At 63.9% G+C, this 19,010-nt stretch carries 20 protein-coding genes; 10 read left to right on the top strand and 10 right to left on the bottom strand.

The features are described 5' to 3' along the window. Positions 1 to 46: 46 nt before the first annotated feature. On the bottom strand, positions 47 to 1,630 hold the full coding sequence (locus MRBLMA1_RS00370; protein ID WP_363734451.1) for a Na+/H+ antiporter: 1,584 nt from the start codon (positions 1,628 to 1,630) through the stop codon (positions 47 to 49). Between the two features lie 139 nt (positions 1,631 to 1,769). Between MRBLMA1_RS00370 and MRBLMA1_RS00365 the strand changes: the two genes are divergently transcribed. Then, on the top strand, positions 1,770 to 3,374 hold the full coding sequence (locus MRBLMA1_RS00365; RefSeq protein WP_363734450.1) for an alpha-amylase family glycosyl hydrolase: 1,605 nt from the start codon (positions 1,770 to 1,772) through the stop codon (positions 3,372 to 3,374). A gap of 162 nt (positions 3,375 to 3,536) precedes the next feature. Here MRBLMA1_RS00365 and MRBLMA1_RS00360 read toward each other — a convergent pair whose 3' ends face one another. From MRBLMA1_RS00360 to MRBLMA1_RS00345, 4 genes are all read right to left on the bottom strand, one after another. Next, positions 3,537 to 3,836 (bottom strand): hypothetical protein, encoded by a 300-nt coding sequence (locus MRBLMA1_RS00360; RefSeq protein ID WP_363734449.1) that lies wholly within the window; start codon positions 3,834 to 3,836, stop codon positions 3,537 to 3,539. 100 nt (positions 3,837 to 3,936) lie between these two features. Continuing rightward, entirely contained in the window at positions 3,937 to 4,752 is an 816-nt protein-coding gene (locus MRBLMA1_RS00355; RefSeq protein ID WP_363734448.1) for a ferredoxin--NADP reductase, read from the bottom strand. Between the two features lie 550 nt (positions 4,753 to 5,302). Further along, entirely contained in the window at positions 5,303 to 5,620 is a 318-nt protein-coding gene (locus MRBLMA1_RS00350) for a hypothetical protein (protein ID WP_133654826.1), read from the bottom strand. 132 nt (positions 5,621 to 5,752) lie between these two features. Continuing rightward, positions 5,753 to 7,348 (bottom strand): phosphoenolpyruvate carboxykinase, encoded by a 1,596-nt coding sequence (locus MRBLMA1_RS00345; protein WP_363734447.1) that lies wholly within the window; start codon positions 7,346 to 7,348, stop codon positions 5,753 to 5,755. 260 nt (positions 7,349 to 7,608) lie between these two features. Here MRBLMA1_RS00345 and MRBLMA1_RS00340 point away from each other — a divergent pair, with 260 nt between their 5' ends. From MRBLMA1_RS00340 to MRBLMA1_RS00310, 7 genes are all read left to right on the top strand, one after another. Continuing rightward, positions 7,609 to 8,316 carry a response regulator transcription factor gene (locus MRBLMA1_RS00340; protein ID WP_363734446.1) on the top strand — a complete coding sequence of 236 codons (708 nt, stop codon included), beginning with the start codon at positions 7,609 to 7,611 and terminating at the stop codon, positions 8,314 to 8,316. Beyond that, positions 8,282 to 9,877, top strand: a complete 1,596-nt coding sequence (locus MRBLMA1_RS00335; RefSeq protein WP_363734445.1) for a stimulus-sensing domain-containing protein — start codon at positions 8,282 to 8,284, stop codon at positions 9,875 to 9,877. Before MRBLMA1_RS00340 ends, MRBLMA1_RS00335 begins: the two co-directional genes overlap by 35 nt. Positions 9,878 to 10,014: 137 nt before the next feature. After that, positions 10,015 to 10,464: an HPr kinase/phosphorylase gene (locus MRBLMA1_RS00330; protein ID WP_363734444.1), complete on the top strand. Its 450-nt coding sequence runs from the start codon at positions 10,015 to 10,017 to the stop codon at positions 10,462 to 10,464. Beyond that, entirely contained in the window at positions 10,461 to 11,393 is a 933-nt protein-coding gene (rapZ, locus tag MRBLMA1_RS00325; RefSeq protein WP_363734443.1) for an RNase adapter RapZ, read from the top strand. The genes MRBLMA1_RS00330 and rapZ overlap by 4 nt, the downstream gene beginning before the upstream one ends. A 32-nt stretch (positions 11,394 to 11,425) precedes the next feature. After that, a complete protein-coding gene (locus tag MRBLMA1_RS00320; protein ID WP_363734442.1) occupies positions 11,426 to 11,830 on the top strand; it encodes a PTS sugar transporter subunit IIA in 405 nt (134 codons plus the stop codon). Beyond that, positions 11,827 to 12,099 carry an HPr family phosphocarrier protein gene (locus MRBLMA1_RS00315; protein ID WP_363734441.1) on the top strand — a complete coding sequence of 91 codons (273 nt, stop codon included), beginning with the start codon at positions 11,827 to 11,829 and terminating at the stop codon, positions 12,097 to 12,099. Before MRBLMA1_RS00320 ends, MRBLMA1_RS00315 begins: the two co-directional genes overlap by 4 nt. Before the next feature lie 118 nt (positions 12,100 to 12,217). Next, entirely contained in the window at positions 12,218 to 13,213 is a 996-nt protein-coding gene (locus MRBLMA1_RS00310) for a sensor domain-containing diguanylate cyclase (protein ID WP_363734440.1), read from the top strand. A 360-nt stretch (positions 13,214 to 13,573) separates the two neighbouring features. Here the strand turns inward: MRBLMA1_RS00310 and sdhA are convergent, their stop codons facing one another. From sdhA to sdhC, 3 genes are read right to left on the bottom strand one after another with little or no spacing between them, the layout of a single operon-like run. After that, a complete protein-coding gene (gene sdhA, locus MRBLMA1_RS00305) occupies positions 13,574 to 15,388 on the bottom strand; it encodes a succinate dehydrogenase flavoprotein subunit (protein ID WP_363734439.1) in 1,815 nt (604 codons plus the stop codon). Then, on the bottom strand, positions 15,388 to 15,777 hold the full coding sequence (gene sdhD, locus MRBLMA1_RS00300) for a succinate dehydrogenase, hydrophobic membrane anchor protein (protein ID WP_133654817.1): 390 nt from the start codon (positions 15,775 to 15,777) through the stop codon (positions 15,388 to 15,390). Before sdhD ends, sdhA begins: the two co-directional genes overlap by 1 nt. Then, a complete protein-coding gene (gene sdhC, locus MRBLMA1_RS00295; protein WP_414714622.1) occupies positions 15,777 to 16,109 on the bottom strand; it encodes a succinate dehydrogenase, cytochrome b556 subunit in 333 nt (110 codons plus the stop codon). Before sdhC ends, sdhD begins: the two co-directional genes overlap by 1 nt. A 345-nt stretch (positions 16,110 to 16,454) precedes the next feature. Here sdhC and MRBLMA1_RS00290 point away from each other — a divergent pair, with 345 nt between their 5' ends. After that, entirely contained in the window at positions 16,455 to 17,786 is a 1,332-nt protein-coding gene (locus MRBLMA1_RS00290; RefSeq protein WP_363734437.1) for a methyl-accepting chemotaxis protein, read from the top strand. A 96-nt stretch (positions 17,787 to 17,882) separates the two neighbouring features. Here the strand turns inward: MRBLMA1_RS00290 and MRBLMA1_RS00285 are convergent, their stop codons facing one another. Both MRBLMA1_RS00285 and MRBLMA1_RS00280 read right to left on the bottom strand, forming a co-directional pair. Next, the gene (locus MRBLMA1_RS00285; RefSeq protein WP_363734436.1) at positions 17,883 to 18,161 is read right to left on the bottom strand and encodes a DUF2218 domain-containing protein; all 279 of its coding nucleotides are present in this window, start codon (positions 18,159 to 18,161) and stop codon (positions 17,883 to 17,885) included. A gap of 2 nt (positions 18,162 to 18,163) precedes the next feature. Further along, a complete protein-coding gene (locus tag MRBLMA1_RS00280; protein WP_363734435.1) occupies positions 18,164 to 18,784 on the bottom strand; it encodes a PadR family transcriptional regulator in 621 nt (206 codons plus the stop codon). Between MRBLMA1_RS00280 and MRBLMA1_RS00275 the strand changes: the two genes are divergently transcribed. Further along, positions 18,740 to 18,997, top strand: a complete 258-nt coding sequence (locus MRBLMA1_RS00275) for a hypothetical protein (RefSeq protein ID WP_363735429.1) — start codon at positions 18,740 to 18,742, stop codon at positions 18,995 to 18,997. The two genes, MRBLMA1_RS00280 and MRBLMA1_RS00275, sit on opposite strands and share 45 nt — an antisense overlap. The last annotated feature ends 13 nt before the right edge of the window (positions 18,998 to 19,010 follow it).

Raw genomic sequence — 19,010 nt, 5'->3', positions numbered from 1 at the left:
TATGGGAATGTGCCCACCCTATGCCATGAGGCCAGGCTCCGGCAGGTCATGCCTTGGCCGAAAGAGCGCTCAGTTCCTCCAGGTCCAGGTCGCGCTCCAGTTCCTGAAGCGTCTTTTCGTCAATCTCTCCGGTCCGGTGGAGGCGCAGCAATTCCGCCCGACCCGCGGCGATCGCCTTCAGCACCAGATCGAAATGAGCGTGGAGCGTCTCCGAAAACTGTTCCTCTTGCCCGGCATAGTCGGCCGACAATTCGGCATGGCGCCGATACCGTTCGAGCAGCCTTGGATGAAGCAGCGTGCCCTCCGCATCATAGGCGTGCCGCTCCACGACGCCGACCTGCGCCTGTGCTATGGCGGCTTCGGCCTCGCTCATCGTCATGCGCGGGCGGTCGCTTTCCGGTTCCTCCAGCTTCACCAGCCGGATCACGGCGCCCAGCGTCGTTCCCTGCAGCAGCACGGTGCCGATGATGACAGCGAAAGACGCCGTCAGGATGAAGTCGCGGCCGGGGAAGTCCGCCGGGACGCTGAGCGCCACGGCCAGCGTCACCACCCCGCGCATCCCCGCCCAGCTCAATATGGTGGCCGCCCGGAACCCCATAGGGCGATAACCGCACAGGCCGGTCGCCCTCAGCCCGGCGATCACCGCGTCCGATCCGAAAACCCAGAGGAAACGGGCGACGGTCAGCGCCGCCAGGATCGCCAGGACAGGCAATGCCATCTCGTCCAGCACCACCCCGAAACCGCCCACGCGTTCGATCACGTCGCGCAGCGACGATCCGATGAGGAGGAACACAAAGGCCTCCATCAGGAAGATCATCACCGCCCAGAAGGCCGTGCCGTTCATCCTGACCATGGCAGGGAAGACGACATGCTGGTACCAGCCGCAGATAAGGCCGGTGGTGACCGTCGCGATCACGCCCGAGACATGGATGGATTCCGCCAGCAGATAGGATGCCCATGGCGCCAGCAGCGAGGAAGCGATCATCAGATATTTGTCGTCCAGCCGCTTGACCGCCAGCACCCAGAGCGCACCGACGGCGATGCCGATCAGCGCGCCGCCCGCGGCCAGGATGACGAAGCTCTGCAAGGCGTCGACCATGCTGAAGGCGCCAGTGGCTACCGCAGCTATAGCGAAGCGGAAGAGCACCAGCCCCGTGGCGTCGTTGAACAGGCTTTCCCCTTCCAGCAGGATGGAGAGGCGGCGGGGCAGATGGACACGCTGCAACACGGCGCGGGCGGACACGGCGTCAGGCGGCGAGACAATGGCGCCCAGGGCCGCGCAGGCTGCCCAGGGCAGGCCCGGCACCAGCCAGTGCGCAACCACGGCCACGACGACCGTGGTGAAGACCACCGCCCCCAGGGCAAGCGCCATTATGCCGAACATATGCCGCCGAAGGTGCCGCAGCGCGATGAACCAGGCGCCATCCATCAACAGCGGCGGCAGGAAGATCACGAGCACCAGTTGCGGGTCGAGCGAGATCACCGGCAAGCCCGGCAAAAAGGCGAACAGCGCGCCCCCGGCCAGCAGCGCGACGGCCGGCGGCAGGCCCAGCCTGTTGGCCGCATAATGCAGGACGATGATCGCCAGCAGCATCACGATCACCAGTTCGAACATCTCCATCGGGTGCATATCTCCCTCTTCCAAGCGGGCTGGATAGCCGCTGGCGGACCCCGGACCAAGCGGGCGGCGATCAAGACCCCTATGAAAAGCGCCACAGTCCATCCAGAAAGGCAATATATGCAATCAATGCGTGGAGTGGTCCTGCCCCATGACGGAGAAAAAACTGCCCTGGTGGCGCGGCGCCGCCATTTACCAGATCTATCCCCGCAGCTTCGCCGATTCCAATGGTGACGGCATAGGCGACCTTCCGGGCATCACCGCGCATCTGCCCTATGTCGCATCGCTTGGGGTGGATGCCATCTGGCTTTCTCCCTTCTTCAAGAGCCCCATGCGCGATTTCGGCTATGACGTGTCGGACTATTGCGATGTCGACCCGATCTTCGGCACGCTTGCGGATTTCGACGCCCTGGTGGCACGGGCGCATGAACTGGGCCTGCGCATCATCGTCGATCAGGTCTGGGCGCATACGTCCGATGAGCACCCCTGGTTCGTCGAAAGCCGCTCAAGCCGCGACAATGCCAGGGCGGACTGGTATGTCTGGGCCGATCCAAAGCCGGATGGAACGCCGCCCAACAACTGGCAGTCGGTTTTCGGAGGCCCGGCCTGGACCTGGGATGCGCGGCGCGGCCAATATTATATGCACCAGTTCCTGACGCAGCAGCCGCAACTGCACCTGCATCATCCTCAGGTGCAGGAAAGCGTGTTCGACATCATCCGCTTCTGGCTGGACCGGGGCGTCGACGGTTTTCGTATCGACGCGATCAACCATTCGATGCACGACCCGGGACTGCGCGACAACCCGCCCGCCCCCGAAGACGGCAAGGTCCGCACGCGCCCCTTTGATTTCCAGATCAAGAAATACAGCCAGAGCCATCCCGACATTCCGCTGTTTCTGGAAAAGGTCCGGAAAGTCTTCGACGAATATGAAGACCGCTTTACCGTGGCCGAAGTCGGCGGCGAAAACAGCGACATCGAAATGAAGACCTTCACCCAGGGGAATAGCCGGCTGAACACCGCTTATGGCTTCGATTTTCTCTATGCGCCGGACCTGAGCGCCGATTTCCTGAGGGCGGCGCTTGTCAAATGGCCAGCCCAGACTCATGCGGGCTGGCCAAGTTGGGCGTTCGAAAATCACGATGCTCCCCGCGCCGTCTCGCGTTGGGCCAAGGGCTTGGATGCGGAAGCCTATTGCCGGATGAAGATACTGCTGCTGGCCTGTCTGCGCGGCAATATCTTCCTTTATTATGGCGAGGAGCTGGGGCTGCCGCAGGTCAACATCGCCTTCGAAGATCTGCAGGATCCCGAAGCCATCGCCAACTGGCCGATGACCCTATCCCGCGATGGCGCGCGAACGCCGATGCCATGGCGGTCCGATGCGCCCTATATGGGGTTTTCCGAGGCCAGGCCGTGGCTGCCAATGGGGGAAACGCATCGCGCCCTTGCCGTCGACGTGCAGGAGGCGCGGCCGGATTCCCTCCTGCACTGGACGCGACGGGTGCTGGCGCTGCGCAACGGGTCGCTTGCATTGCGGGCGGGCGCCATCCATTTCCGGGACGCTCCCGATGACCTGCTCCTTTTCGAACGCGCGCATGAGGATGAACGGCTGCTCTGCGCCTTCAACCTCGGCAGCCAGCCAGTCGCCTGGGCCCTCCAGGAGCCGTGCCAGCCACTGCTGACGACAGGCGGAGTGGAAAACCGGCTCTTCCCGGCGGCGTCCGGCATGGTTGCAAGGATCGTCACCCCGGCACGATAATATCCATCGCCCTCATGCTGCACCGAGCGGTCGGCGCGCAACAGACATGCGGAAAGCGGATATTTTCTTAATCCAGATCAGATCGCCGCGCGAACTTTCGGCTTTCCGTAATTTCCTGGCCGGTCGGTCCCATAGAAGGGGGACCGGCGGTGCCGTTCGCTGTCATCTGGTCGGATTTGCATTCGGCAAGTGGAAAAAGCGCGCCATCCGCGATTGTTCCGGGTCACTCTTTTCCATCACGCAAAACATGGTGGCTGCACGCTCGGCGGCCTCGGCCCGTGCATTGGCTGCTGCGGCATCCTGTTGCGCGACCGCCGCGGTGGAAGCCTGCATCTGCGCGTCGGCGTCGGCGCGCTGGCGACTCTCGCCAATGACCGTATCCGCAAATTGCTGCGCCTCGACCGCAGCACGGATCGCCGCCTGCTCCTTGGCGCTCTTGAGCTGCTCGTACGCCAGCCGCAAGACCGCCTCCACGCGCGCGGCCAATAGGAGGCCGCGCAAGCGCCGGAAGTGGAAATCCGCCCTTTGCAGTCCGTCGGAACGGAAGTCCGTCCCGGTGCGATCAGCCTACGAAGGCGCGCTCGATCACATAGGCGCCCGGCGCGGCGTTGGAGCCTTCGGCAAAGCCCTGTTCCTCGAAATAGGCGCCGAACTGCTTGATCATCTCCATGCTGCCGCACATCATGATCCGGTCGGTTTCCGGATTGAACCTCGCCTCGCCCGGAATGCCTTCGAACAAGGTGCCGGTTTCCATCAGCTTGTCGATGCGCGCATTGTTCCGAAACGGTTCGCGCGTCACGGTCGGCACATAGTGAAACTGGTTTGCCGCCTGCTCAGCCACCAGCGGATCTTCCGCCAGCTTGCCTGACAGCTCGTCATGAAAGGCAAGGTCGCTGACACGGCGCACCGAATGCACGACCACGACCTGCTCATAAAATTCGTAGACGTCCGGATCGCGCGCCAGGCTGAGGAAAGGCGCCAGGCCCGTGCCGGTCGACAGCATGAACAATCGCTTGCCGGGCAACAAGGCGTCGGTGACGAGCGTCCCGGTCGGCTTGCGCCCAAGATAGATCTGGTCGCCCGGCTGGATCAATTGCAGCCTGGACGTCAGCGGGCCGTCCTGCACCTTGATCGACAGGAATTCCAGTTCCTCGTCCCAGGCGGGGCTGGCGACGGAATAGGCGCGCAGCAACGGCTTGCCATTATCGCCTTGCAGCCCGATCATCACGAACTCGCCCGACCGGAAGCGGAAGCTGGCCGGCCGCGTGATGCGGAAGCTGAAAAGATGCTCGTTCCAATGCCGCACCGACAGCACGGTTTCCACGGAAAGCGCGCCGGTCGGTTCCAATGCCGGCTTTTCGATCGTCACGTCGTTCAAACCTTTTCCCCTGCCAGATTCAGGGCGACTGTCGCTGGGCAAGAGCGTCAGTTGCGTCAGCTTCGCAATAGGCGATGCAGCGCGAATGCCCCCTGGGGCGTTCCAAGGCAAGGTGAAAAAAACTTGTCGGGGCGAAAGCTGATGGCCATCCGCCTCGGTTCAGGACCGCGGGCAAAGGGGCGGCACGGCCCGGCGTCCGGGAACACAGCAGGAAGGATCGCCGGGTCGCGGCCCAAGCAATGCACGATAGGCGGGCGTGCACGCACCGTCCCACATCCGCTCGCTGAAGGAAGATAGGCCATGCGCCTGCGCTTGGCCGCTCAACAGCATGGCAATGGCGGCGGCGCCGCGCAGCAGACCCCCCGGCATGATGACTTCCCCTGCTTCGGACACCGACACGTCCATCCCCAGGGCCAGCTTATAAGGGATTCTCTATCCAAAAGCATACCCCATCGGGGGTATGCTTTCACCATCGGCAGCAAAAGCCGGTCGAAAATGCCCGCTTACCATCGCGATCCCGGCCCCTGGACAGGGAAGGCCGCGCGAATTGTCAGCCGAAGAGACCCTTTGCAAGGCCGCCCAGTTCGTTGAGCGGATTGCCGTCGCCGTCCCGGTCGAACAGCCCACCGATCTTCGATAATATCGCTTCAGGTCCGCCGAACTGCGCAAACAGTTCCTGCAATTTGTCGGCCGACACGCCATGCTCGGCAGCCGTGGTCGCAAGAGCAGCGACATCGGTTTCGCCCGCCCCGATCTTGCCGCCTATTTCGCTCATCAGGGCCTGCATCTGCTCAGGCTGAAGGCCGATCCTGGCGGCCACCGCCTCCAGTCCGCCCATATTTCCGATCAAATCGTCAAAAAGCGCCATAGCTCATGTCCCGCCAATGATTTGCCACAGGATAGCATTGCGGCCGGCAGATCGAAAGCGAAAGAGGTTGGCCGAAAACGAAGGAGGCCGGAAGATCTCTCCACCGGCCTCCTTCGAAAGGGGTCGCGCCTGTCAGGCGGCCGTCAGTGCCGCCTCGCGCACGGAGGCGTCGACATGATTTTCGAACTGGGCGAAATTGTCGACAAACTGCTTTACCAGCTTGCCCGCCGTCTCGTCATAGGCCGCCTTGTCGTTCCAGGTCGCCCGCGGATCGAGGATGGTCTTATCGACGCCCGGCACCGCCACCGGCACCTGGAACCCGAAATTGGGGTCGGTGCGGAATTCGGCATCGTTGAGGCTGCCGTCCAGCGCCGCGTTCAGCAACGCGCGGGTCACCTTGATCGGCATGCGCTGGCCAACGCCATATTTGCCGCCGGTCCAGCCGGTATTGACCAGCCAGCAGGTGACGCCGCCCTTGTTGATCCTCTCCTTCAGCAGATTGCCGTAGACCGACGGATGGCGCGGCATGAAGGGCGCGCCGAAACAGGTGGAGAAGGTCGCCGAAGGCTCCGTCACGCCGATCTCGGTCCCCGCGACACGCGCGGTATAGCCCGACAGGAAGTGATACATGGCCTGGTCCGGCGTCAGACGCGCAATCGGCGGCAGCACTCCATAGGCATCGGCGGTCAGGAAGATGATGTTCTTCGGCACCGGCCCCAGATTCTTCTCCGACGCGTTCGGGATGAAGTCGATCGGGTAGGAACCGCGGCTGTTCTCGGCCAGGCTGTTGTCGTCCAGGTCGATCTCGCGCGTTTCCTCGTCGATCACGACATTTTCCAGCACCGTGCCGAAACGCTTGGTGGTGGCGAAGATCTCCGGCTCGGCCTCGGCCGACAGGTTGATCATCTTGGCATAGCAGCCGCCCTCGAAATTGAAGACGGCGGTGTCCGACCAGCCATGCTCGTCATCGCCGATCAGCGTGCGGCTGGCATCGGCCGACAGGGTGGTCTTGCCCGTGCCCGACAGGCCGAAGAAGACGGCGGTGTCGCCGTTCGGGCCGATATTCGCCGAACAATGCATGGGCATCACGCCGCGCGTGGGCAGCAGATAGTTGAGGATGCCGAACACCGACTTCTTCATCTCGCCGGCATAGCGGGTGCCGCCGATCAGGATCAGCTTCTCGGTGAAGTTGACCGCGATGACGGTTTCGCTGCGGCTGCCGTGGCGCGCCGGATCGGCGCGGAAGGTCGGCAGGTCGATGATCGTATATTCAGGCATGAAGCCCGCCAGCTCATCCGCGCCCGGACGGACCAGCAGCGTGCGGATGAACAGGTTGTGCCACGCGAATTCGTTGATGATGCGCACATTGACGCGGTGCTCGGGCTGCGATCCGCCGAACAGGTCCGCGATGTAGAGCTTGTCCTTCTGTCCCAGCGCCGCGAAAAAGTCGGACTTGAGAGCGGCGAAATGCTCCGGCGTCATGGGGACGTTGGTCTTGCCCCACCAGACGGTGGATTCGGTTCCCGCGTCCCTGACGATGAACTTGTCGCTGGCCGACCGGCCGGTATGCTTGCCCGTCTTTACGACCAGCGGGCCGTCCTTGGCCAAAATGCCTTCGCCATTGGCGAGCGCGGCTTCGACCAGCGGCGCGGTACCCAGATTCCAATATTGAACAGCGCCGGTGGAAATACCCTGCTGATCGAGGGTGAAAGGGGATTTGGCCTGCACGCCTATACTCCTGAATATCATTATCGGTCCGCCTCCCAACGCCGCGATCTTCCTGCCGCTTGGCGCCGTCTGCTGCAGACGCATCGGGCATAGGCCTTTGCATAAAGCGCGTCAAACCCCCGAAAACTTCACGCCTGCTGCATTTATCCCGAATTCCCATGACTACACCGCATAACCCCCCTGCCGACCTTCCTTGCGGGGGCAGCCGGGTTCGTCTAACGCAGGGACATTCCTCTTGCCGACGATTTTCGGGACGCAGCATGACCGCAACCATCGCCCTGGTGGACGACGACAAGAACATACTGACCTCCGTCTCCATCGCGTTGCAGACGGAAGGTTTCCTGACACGCCTCTATTCGGATCCGGAAGCGGCGCTGAAGGCGCTGATCGAAAACCCGGCCGATCTGGCCGTGTTCGACATCAAGATGCCCCGCATGGACGGGCTGGAACTGCTGCGGCGGCTGCGTGAGAAAAGCCATATGCCGGTCATATTCCTGACGTCCAAGGCCGATGAGCTGGACGAGGCGCTGGGCCTTGCCATGGGGGCGGACGATTATATCAGCAAGCCCTTCTCCCAAAGGCTGCTGATCGCGCGCATTCGGGCGATCCTGCGCCGGTCGGAGGCCCGCAAGGTGGACGCCACACCGGACGAGCCGGTCGCCGAACCCATCGTGCGCGGCCGGCTGGAAATGGACCCCGCCCGCCACCGGGTCAAATGGATGGGCCGCGACGTGACCCTGACCGTCACGGAATTCCTGATCCTGGAAACGCTTGCCACCCGCCCCGGCGTGGTCAAGAACCGCAACCAGTTGATGGATGCCGCCTATCAGGACGACGTCTATGTCGACGACCGCACCATCGACAGCCACATCAAGCGCCTTCGCCGCAAGTTCCGCGAAGTCGACCCCGAATTCAACGCGATCGACACCCTCTATGGCGCCGGCTACCGTTTCTCCGAAGAAGCATGACGCGGGCGCCGGGTGGAGCTGGTCCGGCCGGATCAGCCTGACCCCGCGCATCCTGGCGGTCAATGTGTTCGCGCTGGCGCTGCTGGCGGGCGGCTTCTTCTACCTGGACAGCTACCGCACGCGCATCGTCGACGACCGGTTGCAGCAGTCGGCGCGGGAATTGAAGCTGCTGGCCATCGGCCTGGAAAACGCACCGGCCGACCGGCAGAATGCGCTGATCGCCGCCTATGCGCGGCAGACGGAGGACCGGGTCCGCCGCTATGACGCAGCCGGACGGCTGATCGCGGACAGCTTCACCATGAACGCGCCGCGCTATCGTCTTCGCCTGCCGGAGGAGGAGGAATGGCAGCGCCATGTCGCCCGCTTCCTCGACAGGGTGATCGATCGGGTCGTGTCCGCCGACCGGCCGCCCAATTTCGAGGAACCGGCGGTCGATCGGGCGCAGGCCTGGCCCGAACTGGTGGCGGCGCGCGGTAGCGGCCACACACAGGCGGTGAACCGCTATGCGCCCGATCGCACCTTCATGATTTCGGCCGCCGTCAACGTGAAGGACGGCACCAGCCTGCTCGCGACCGAAAATGCCCGCGACATCACCCGCACTGTCCGGGCAGAGCGCTTCCGTCTGGGCATGGTCCTGGCGGCGGCGGTGCTGGCCTCGATCCTGTTGTCGCTGTTCCTGGCGCGCACGATCGTGCAACCGCTTCAGCGCCTCGCCCGCGCTGCGGTGCGCGTACGGCTGGGCCGGGCGCGCGAGGTGACCGTGCCGCGCCTGCCCGACCGGCGGGACGAGATCGGCATGCTCGCCCGCGCCCTTTCCGACATGAGCCATGCGCTGCGCCAGCGGATCGACGCCACTGACGCCTTCGCCGCCGATGTCAGCCATGAGCTCAAGAACCCCATCGCCTCGCTGCGCTCCGCCCTCGATGCGCTCGACCGGGTGGACAAGCCGGATCTGCGGGCGCAACTGATGGCGATCGCGCAGGACGATGTGCTCCGGCTCGATCGACTGGTGACCGACATTGCCGAAGCGTCCCGCATCGATGCGCAATTGTCCCGCACCCGTTTCGAGCCGATCGACCTTGGCCTGTTGATCGAAAAGATGGTCGTTGCCCGCGAAGCGCGCGGCGTGCCTCGCGGCGTCGGCCTCGCCTTTGCCCGTCCGCGCAAGAATGTCGCCGTGGTGCTGGGCGAGGAACAGCGGATCATCCGCGTGCTCGACAACCTCATCGACAACGCGATCTCCTTCTCCCCCGACAACGGACTGGTCCAGATCGTCGCGACCGTGGCGGACAATGAAGTGCTGGTCAGCGTCGAGGACCAGGGGCCAGGCGTCCCGAAATCGGAACGCGAACATGTCTTCCGCCGGTTCCACAGCGTGCGGCCGGAAAATGAAGCGTTCGGCAAGCATTCGGGCCTCGGCCTCGCCATCGCCCGCTCCATCGTGGAGGGGCATCAGGGCAAGATCAGCATTGCGGACCGCCAGGACGCGCAGAGCGGCGCCTGCTTCATCGTGCGGCTGCCCATGGCGGTCGAGCGCGATCCGGGCATCATATCGGAATAAGGATGCAAAGCGGGAGCCGATCCGCCCCACCAACTGCGTCGTAATGGGCCAACTGCGTCATAATGAGAACGTGTCGGTTAATTCGATTCCCACCAGCGTCAACAGGGGCTAATATGGCGCCAAAGCGATAAGGCGATATGGCGTCGACACAATCTTCCGAAACCCTGCATGCTACCAGCGTGGCGATTGACGGCCGGGCTGTCCTGCTCTGCGGCAGCAGCGGCATGGGCAAGTCCGACCTGGCGCTGCGCCTGATCGATCGCGGCGCCGTGCTGGTGAGCGACGACTATACCCGCCTGCTGGAAATAGAGGGACAGCTGTTCGCCCGCGCGCCTGACCGGATCGCCGGCATGATGGAGGTGCGGGGCCTGGGCCTCGTCGGCATGCCCCATGCCGACAATGCTCCCGTTGCCCTGGCTGTCGACCTCAGCGACGATGTGGAGCGCATGCCGCTTGAGACCGCGCAGCGCGCGATTGCGGGCGTCGACATCCCTGTCGTCCGCCTCGCCCCGTTCGAAGCCTCCACCCCGATCAAGGTCGAACTCGCCGTCAGGAAGCTCGGCCTGAAAGGCGCGGACCCATTGTGAGCCGAATCGCGCCGAAGACCATCCTGCTGGTGTCCGGCCTGTCGGGCGCGGGCAAGACGACCGCGCTCAAGACGCTGGAGGATATGGGCTGGGAAGTGGTCGACAATCTGCCGCTCGTCCTGCTCGACCGGCTGCTCGACACGCCCTTGCCGGAGGGGCATGAGGAAGGGACGGACCGTCCCCTGGCGCTGGGCATCGACGCGCGGACGCGCGGCTTTGACGCGGCCGCCATCGTCCAGCGGATCAAGGCGCTGCGGACGCGCCATGGCCATGATGTGGACACCCTGTTCCTCGACTGTTCCGGCCAGGAACTGGAGCGCCGTTTCGCGGAGACGCGCCGCCGCCATCCGCTGGCCACCGACCGTCCCGCCCGTCATGGCATCGCCCGCGAACGGGAATTGACGGAACCGCTGCGCCGCTGGGCCAATCAGGTGATCGACACCAGCAGCCTCACCAGCAACGGGCTGCAGCAGGAAATTCGCAACCGCTTCGCGCAGGAGGGGCTGTCGGACCCGGTGCTGACGATCATGTCCTTCGGCTATTCGCGCGGCGTGCCGCTGAACGCGGACCTGCTGTTCGACATGCGCTTCCTGCGCAACCCGCATTGGGAGGATGCGCTGCGGCCCAAGACCGGGCTCGATCCCGACGTCGCCGCCTATATCAAGGAAGATCCCGCCTATGATGAGGCGGTCGGGCGCATCGAACAATTGCTGGCCCTGCTGCTGCCCCGCTACGCGGAGGGCGGAAAAAGCTATGTTACCGTAGCGTTCGGCTGCACGGGCGGCCGCCACAGGTCGGTCCATGTGGCCGAACGCGTCGCCAGATACTTGCAAGATGCGGGCTTTTCGCCCACGGTCTCGCACCGAAATATGGAATCAGCGCCCCAGGACGCCCTGGAGAAGCGCGGACCGGGAGGCCCGAAAGCGTAATTCATGAAAAACAGGTGGGCCACGCAAGCAAGATGATTGGATTGGTACTCGTCACCCACGGGGCGCTGGCGACGGAATTCGTTGTCGCGATGGAGCATGTGGTCGGTCCGCAGCAGCAGATCGAAACCATCTGCATCGGGCCTGAGGACGACATGGAAATGCGTCGCACCGACATCGCCAACGCGGTGGCGCGCGTGAACGATGGAACCGGGGTCATCCTGCTGACCGACCTGTTCGGCGGCACCCCGTCCAACCTTGCCATATCGCTGCTGAAGGCCGGCGAGATCGAGGTGATCGCGGGCATCAACCTGCCGATGCTGATCCGCCTGGAAAGCGCGCGCAAGGTCATGGACGTGCGCCAGGCCGTCGCCGCCGCGCGGGAAGCAGGTCAGAAATATATCAGCGTCGCATCGGAACTGTTGGGCAGCACCACATGAGCGAAATCAGCCAGGAAGTCAGGATCAGCAACCGGCGCGGCCTGCATGCTCGGGCCAGTGCGAAATTCGTGACCCTGGCCAGCGGCCTGCCCGCGCAGATCACGGTGCGCAAGGATGGCAGCGAGGTCACCGGAACCTCCATCATGGGCCTGATGATGCTGGGCGCGGCGATGGGCGACAGCATCACGATCAGCGCCAGCGGGCCTGAGGCGGCCGATTCGCTGGGCAAGCTCGTGACCCTTGTCGAAGACAAATTCGGCGAGGAATAGGACAGGCTGCACCCGTCAAGTCTTTGTCAGCCGGGGCAAAAACGACTATCACAGATTAATGGCGAACGAGAATCGCGGTGCGCGGAAGGGGCGCGCCGCCGGTTGAGGACGGTTGGCAATGCTCGATCCCAAGCTGATGGACGAACCGGCGCGGCTGGCCGCGCTCAACCGCTATGAGGTTCTGGACACGCCGCGAGAGCCCTCTTTCGACCGCATCACCGATCTGGTCCGCAGCATTTTGGGCGTGCCGATTTCCGCCGTCTCGCTGGTGGATACGGACCGGCAATGGTTCAAGTCGCTGGCCGGACTCGACGCAACGCAAACCTCGCGCGATGTCGCCTTCTGCGCGCACACCATCCGCCAGCGGGCGCCGCTGATCATTGCCGACGCCCAGGAGGATGAGTGCTTCCGCGACAATCCGCTGGTGACGGGGGATCCCAATATCCGCAGCTATGCCGGCATCCCGCTGGAAACGCCCGACGGCTATAATATCGGTTCGCTCTGCGCGATCGACACCGTGCCGCGGGAGTTCGACCCGGCGCAGATCGCCATCCTCAGGAATCTCGCGGCGCTGGTGGTCGAACAGCTCGAACTGCGCCGCATCGCGGAGCGCGATCATCTGACCGGCGCGCTCAGCCGCCGCGCTTTCCTGGGCGAAATGAACCGCGCCATCGCCCTGTTCGAACGTCATCAGCGGCCCGCCAGCCTGCTGCTGTTCGACATCGACCATTTCAAGCATATCAACGACACCTATGGCCATCCTGCCGGAGACCAGGTGATCCGCGGCATCGCCCAGCTCTGCACCGGCCTGCAACGACCCAGCGATTCGCTCGGCCGGCTGGGCGGGGAGGAATTCGGCATATTGCTGCCCGAAACGCCCATAGAGGACGCCGCCAGGGCGGCGCAACGCTTCTGCGACGCGATCGCCGCCGCGGAAATAGCCGGCACCCCGCCGCTGCGCGCAACCGCCAGCTTCGGCGTGGCGGAACTGCGCGGCGACTGGCCGACCGGCGAAAGCTGGCTGGCGGTCGCGGACATGGCCCTTTACGAGGCCAAGCGTTCCGGCCGGAACCGCGTCGCCGTCGCGCGGCACGGAAGCTCCCACGCCACCTGAAACGCTGCCTTGATGGGACGGAATGGAGGCCTTGGCCCCGCCTGATCATGGACGGAAGAAGCGCAGCTTAGGCGACCATCGTTCCGACACAGTAATATCCGCATGAAAGAAAAGGGCGAGCTGTAAAGCCCGCCCTCTCCGCATAACAGCTTCAAGCGATTGCGATCTGCCGGGTCCCTCGCGACCGTTCCGATCGCCTGGAAAGCCCTTTAGGACGGATCGACGTTCAGATGATGACGAGCCGAAAATGGTGGTTTTTCGTGACCCGGCGCGCAGCCTACTTCCAGTAGGTGAGTTCCGGAAGCACGAAAGGCCGCCATTTGCAGGCCATCAGGGCTGAATGTCGATCCGTCCTTAGTATTAGTAAACGCGCGCCTTCGGCTTGATATATTCCGCCTCGTCGGTGAGCGTATAATCGTGCACCGGACGGTAATCGAGCGACACCTTGCCGCCCGTGCCGCCCCAGCCCTCGAACCAGCTCACGGTGTGCTTCATCCAGTTTTCGTCGTCGCGGTTCGGGAAGTCCTCATGCGCATGGGCGCCACGGCTTTCCTTGCGGTTTTCCGCGCTGACCATGGTGCAGACCGCCTGGCTCATCAGATTGTCCAGCTCCAGCGTCTCGATGAGGTCGGTGTTCCAGATCAGCGAGCGGTCGCTGACGCCGACATCCTGCATGCTGGCATTGACCTGCACCATCTTCTGCACGCCTTCCGACAGCAGCGCGCTGTCGCGGAACACGGCAGCATGCTTCTGCATGGTGTGCTGCATTTCCAGGCGGATCTTCGCCGTGGGCGAGCCACCCTTGGCATTGCGGTAGTGGTCGAGGCGCGAAAGCGCCAGATCGGCCGCATCCTTGGGCAACGGACGGTGCGTGCCGTTGGGCTTGATCGTTTCCTTGAGGTGCAGGCCGGTTGCGCGGCCAAACACGACCAGGTCGATCAGCGAGTTGGAACCCAGGCGGTTCGCGCCATGGACCGAGACGCAGGCCGCTTCGCCGACCGCATAGAGGCCCGGCACCACCACTTCCGGATCGTCGCCGACCTTGGTCACCACCTGCCCATGATAATTGCAGGGAATGCCGCCCATATTATAGTGGACGGTCGGCGTCACCGGCAACGGCTGCCGGGTCAGGTCGACGCCCGCGAAGATCTTGCCGCTTTCGGTGATGCCCGGCAGGCGTTCCGCCAGCACCTTGGGATCGATATGGTCGAGGTGCAGGTAGATGTGGTCCTTGTTCGGACCCACGCCGCGCCCTTCGCGCATTTCCATCGCCATGGAGCGGGACACGACGTCACGCGACGCCAGATCCTTGGCCGACGGCGCATAGCGCTCCATGAAGCGCTCACCCTCGGAGTTGGTGAGGTACCCGCCCTCGCCGCGCGCGCCTTCGGTGATCAGCACGCCCGCGCCGTAAATGCCGGTCGGGTGGAACTGCACAAACTCCAGGTCCTGGAGAGGCAGACCCGCGCGCAGTACCATGCCGCCGCCGTCGCCGGTACAGCTATGCGCCGACGTGGCGGAGAAATAGGCGCGGCCGTAACCGCCCGTCGCCAGCACCACCGCCTTGCTGCGGAAGCGGTGGATCGATCCATCCTCCATACAGATCGCGATGACGCCCCGGCATTCCTTGCCGTTCGGGCCGTCTTCCATGATCAGGTCGATGGCGAAATATTCGATGTAGAAGTCCGCGTCATACTTCAGGCTCTGCTGGTACAGGGCGTGCAGCATGGCGTGGCCGGTACGGTCGGCGGCGGCGCAGGTGCGCTGCACCGGCGGGCCGGCGCCCATATTCTGCATGTGGCCGCCGAACGGACGCTGGTAAATGGTGCCATTGTCGTTGCGGCTGAACGGCACGCCGGCATGTTCCAGCTCGATCACGGCCGCCGGCGCTTCGCGCACCATATATTCGATCGCGTCCTGGTCGCCCAGCCAGTCCGACCCCTTGACGGTGTCGTACATGTGCCAGGTCCAGTGGTCGGGCGAATTGTTGCCAAGGCTGGCCGCGATGCCGCCCTGCGCCGCCACGGTGTGGCTGCGGGTCGGGAACAGCTTGGTGATGCAGGCGGTCTTCAGGCCCGCCTCCGCGCTGCCCATGGTGGCGCGCAGACCGGAACCGCCAGCACCCACGACGACCGTGTCATAGCTGTGGTCGATGATCTTGTAGGCTTCGCTCATTATTTGACGATCCCCGTGAAGGCGATCTTTGCGATCGCGAAGATGCCCGCGGACGCGCCGCCGATGGCATAGAAGTTCAGCAGCAGAATGCAGAAGAAGCTGAGGCCCTTGTCGTGGACATAGTCCTCCAGCATGATCTGCATGCCCAGGCGCAGGTGATAGAAGATGCTGACCAGCATCAGCATCAGCGGCACGGCGACCAGCGGCTGCGCGATCCAGTTATGGACGCTCTGATAGTCAAGGCCCGGCAGCGCGATCAGGCTGATCAGCAGCCACAGCACCAGAGCCAGGTTGCCGACGGCCGTATAGCGCTGCGCCAGCCAGTGATGCGCGCCATGCCTGGCCGATCCAAGACCGCGGACGCGGCCGATTCCGGTTCCGGTTCCCATCAGAATTTCCCCGTGCAGATGGCCGCCCAGAAGGCGACGGTGAGGAGCGTCGAGAGGACGAAGGTCAGCACTGACCAGGTCTTGTTGTTCTTGAGCTCATAGCCCGCGCCCAGATCGAGCACGAAATGGCGAAGCCCAGAGCAGAGATGCTGGAAGAAGAACCAGCTAATGCCCGCCATCACCAGATAGCCGATCGGCGAAGTCGCGCAGGCGACGAAGGTCGCATAGGCATCCGGCCCGATGGCGGCGGCCATCAACCACCACACCAGTCCCATCGCGCCCACCGTCGCCAGACCGTTGCCGGTCACGCGATGCATGATGGAAACAGCCATGGCTGGCCCCCATTTCCAGATCGTCAAATGCGGCGAGAGCGGCCGGCTCGTGGTTCGCGCCATATCTTCCCTACGTCCCTGATGTTGTCCCTCGAGTCTCGTCCCCTTAAGAGCGATATGCCGGGAGGGCAAGCCGCCCCGAAGGCGCGATCGACCGTTCGTTCCACAACAGGCGGAACATTTTGCCGTCCGACCACTGCAAATGCCGACTTTGCGCCGCCTGATGCGGACCAGCGGCTTCCTGCCGGTCAGGCGCATTCGATATCCGTCGGTCCTAAGAAGTGATTAACCAAATGGCGCTATCACCCGAGCTGACAATAAGACCAGATCGGGGTTTTGCCGCACATGAATTCCGCCGCCACGTCCCAAAACGCCCTGCTTGCCATGATCAGGGATATCGACCCGCATGGAGAGCTGGCGCAGGGTCTGCGCCAGATTCGCGACCTGCTGGGTGAACAGGCGACCCTGGCCGCGCGCACCTTCTATGATGTCTATGTCGAGCAGAACGGACTGCGATCCAGGCTCAGTCCCGCCACCCTCGCCAAGATCGAGACGCAAGCGACGGAATATGTGCGCCACAAGCTGGGCCATTATGAGGCCGGGGAATGGGCGCTTTCCTCGGTTGCCTGCGTCCGCCATGCGCGCAAGCACGGCTCGCCCCTGCGCGCCGTTCTGATGCCGGTCGCGATCGCCAACGAGAAGCTGGTCGACCTCATCTGGGAACGCGCCGAGGATGAAGCCAGCCGCCGCCGGCTGGTGCAGATCATGATGCAGGTCAGCATGGTCGATGCCGGATTGATCGCGAATGTGGTGGCGGGCGACGAGGCCGAAGCGCAGCGGAACGAGCGCCAGCGCTTTGGCACGATGTTCGAACAGCGGATCATGGGCGAAATCGACGGCGCGTCACAGCTCGGCGAATCACTGCGCGAGCAGGCAAAGGACGCATCGGCCGCGACCCGCGGCATGCTGGGCAAGGCTTCGGAAGTCGCCGCCGCTGCGGAGCAATCCGCGCTTGCCATGCGCGAAGCCGCCCGGACCTCGGCCGGGCTGATCCGCGCCATAGAGGACGCCCGGACGGAGGTAGAGAGCGCAGCCGACGTGGCGCAGCGCGCGGCGCGCCAGTCGGGCGACGCGGTGGCCATGTCGACCACCCTGTCCGATCATGCGAAATCGATCGAATCGATCCTTGGCCTGATCCGCGATATTGCCGGTCAGACCAACCTGCTCGCACTCAACGCCACGATCGAGGCCGCCCGTGCAGGCGATGCCGGCCGCGGCTTTGCGGTGGTCGCGCAGGAGGTGAAGAGCCTCGCCAACCAGACGGCCCGCGCCACTGACGAAATCGCCGGCAAGATCGCGGACATCCAGGCCTCGACCCGCCAGTCTGTGGAAACCAACGAACGCATTCGCGACACGGTCGGCGAAGTGCAGGCCAGCGCGGAACGCATCCGCCACGCCATGGACGCGCAGGCGCAGACAGTGACGATGATCACTGCGGCAGTCGACGAAACCGCGCTGGCCGCCGACTCCATGTCGTCGACCATCAGCGCGATCCGTCAGGATACCGAAGTGGTGGCCTCCGAAATCGACCAGCTGGAACGCGGCTTCATGAGCGTGGAAGGCAAGCTGTCCACCCTGCGCGCGGCGTCCACTGATTTCGGACGGCAAGTGGCCTGAGAGGCAATCGGGCTGGCGGATGCTCGTATCCGCCAATCCCGCGCATCAGGCTGCCGAAACTGCTGTCCGCCGCCTCAGCCCTGTTCCCAATATCCCCTAGCGCCAGTCGAAGGCCAGGGGCGCTTCCCTGAAGGCGAAGCGGTCGAGATGGTCCGCGACCACTCTCTTGAAACGCTCCACATCGGCGCCCTCCTGCGGTTCGATCGTCACGGTCAGGGCATCGGCCCCGGCCGTCATCCGGATCGGTCCCATGGGAAAGGCGATGCTGCCTTGCTGCGCGTCGAAAGCGGTTTCGAACTTGTGACTCCAATGCTTGCATAGCTGCTGGAGATAGCGGCTGGCGTGCACGGTCGGCACATCCGCGGTCAAGGTCATCGTCAAAGCCTTTCGATCTTGCTGGCTGCATCGTCGATCAATGCAGCGACGTCGAACATGGTTTCGGCATCGGCGCCCTCCTTTTCAAGGCGCGCCCGGACCGCCATCCCCAGATTGTGCATGGCCCGGCGGATCGGCGCACCGTCGGTGCGCTCCGCCTTGCGGGCCAGCGACCGCAGCCGGTCCATGACCAGCGCCACCCCTTCCCCATGGTCGGACAGATGGGCCGCGCCCGCCTCGGTGATCGCGAACAGCTTGCGGCTGCTTTCGCCCGGCTGCTCGGCGATCAGGCCCATGTCGGCCAGCAGGGTCAGGGTCGGATAAACGACGCCCGGACTGGGCACATAGACCTCGCCCGACAGGGTTTCGATCTCCCGGATCAGGTCGTAGCCATGGCGCGGCGCGTCCGCGATCAGCTTGAGCAGGATGAGCCTGAGCGCGTCGTTGCCGAACAGGCGTCGACGCCCGCCGCCCCGGCCGCCGCCAAAATGTCCGCCTCTTCCGCCGCCATGGGGGGCTTCGCCAAAATGGCCCCCGAAGCCGCCCCGTTCCGGGCGCCCTGGTCCAAACATGGCGCCATGGCCGAAGCGGCGATGTCCACGGTGATGATGATGTTGATGCATATTCGAATCTCTAAACTGTTTCATGATAGTTTGAGATATATCTTAAAAACAGCAATCGTCAAGATCTACGATATATCTTTATTCGAGTTCCGATATTGGGTGTCAGGCGGCCTGATCCGACCGTGGCAGGTTCCCGCCCGCATCGGGAACGGGATCGTGGCGGACATTCGCCCACGAAAAAACCCGCCGGACGCTGATCCGGCGGGCACTTGATTGCGTTTTCCGA

Source organism: Sphingobium sp. LMA1-1-1.1 (assembly GCF_040676365.1).
Classification (GTDB): domain Bacteria; phylum Pseudomonadota; class Alphaproteobacteria; order Sphingomonadales; family Sphingomonadaceae; genus Sphingobium.
This window is presented reverse-complemented; position numbering and strand designations above follow the sequence as displayed.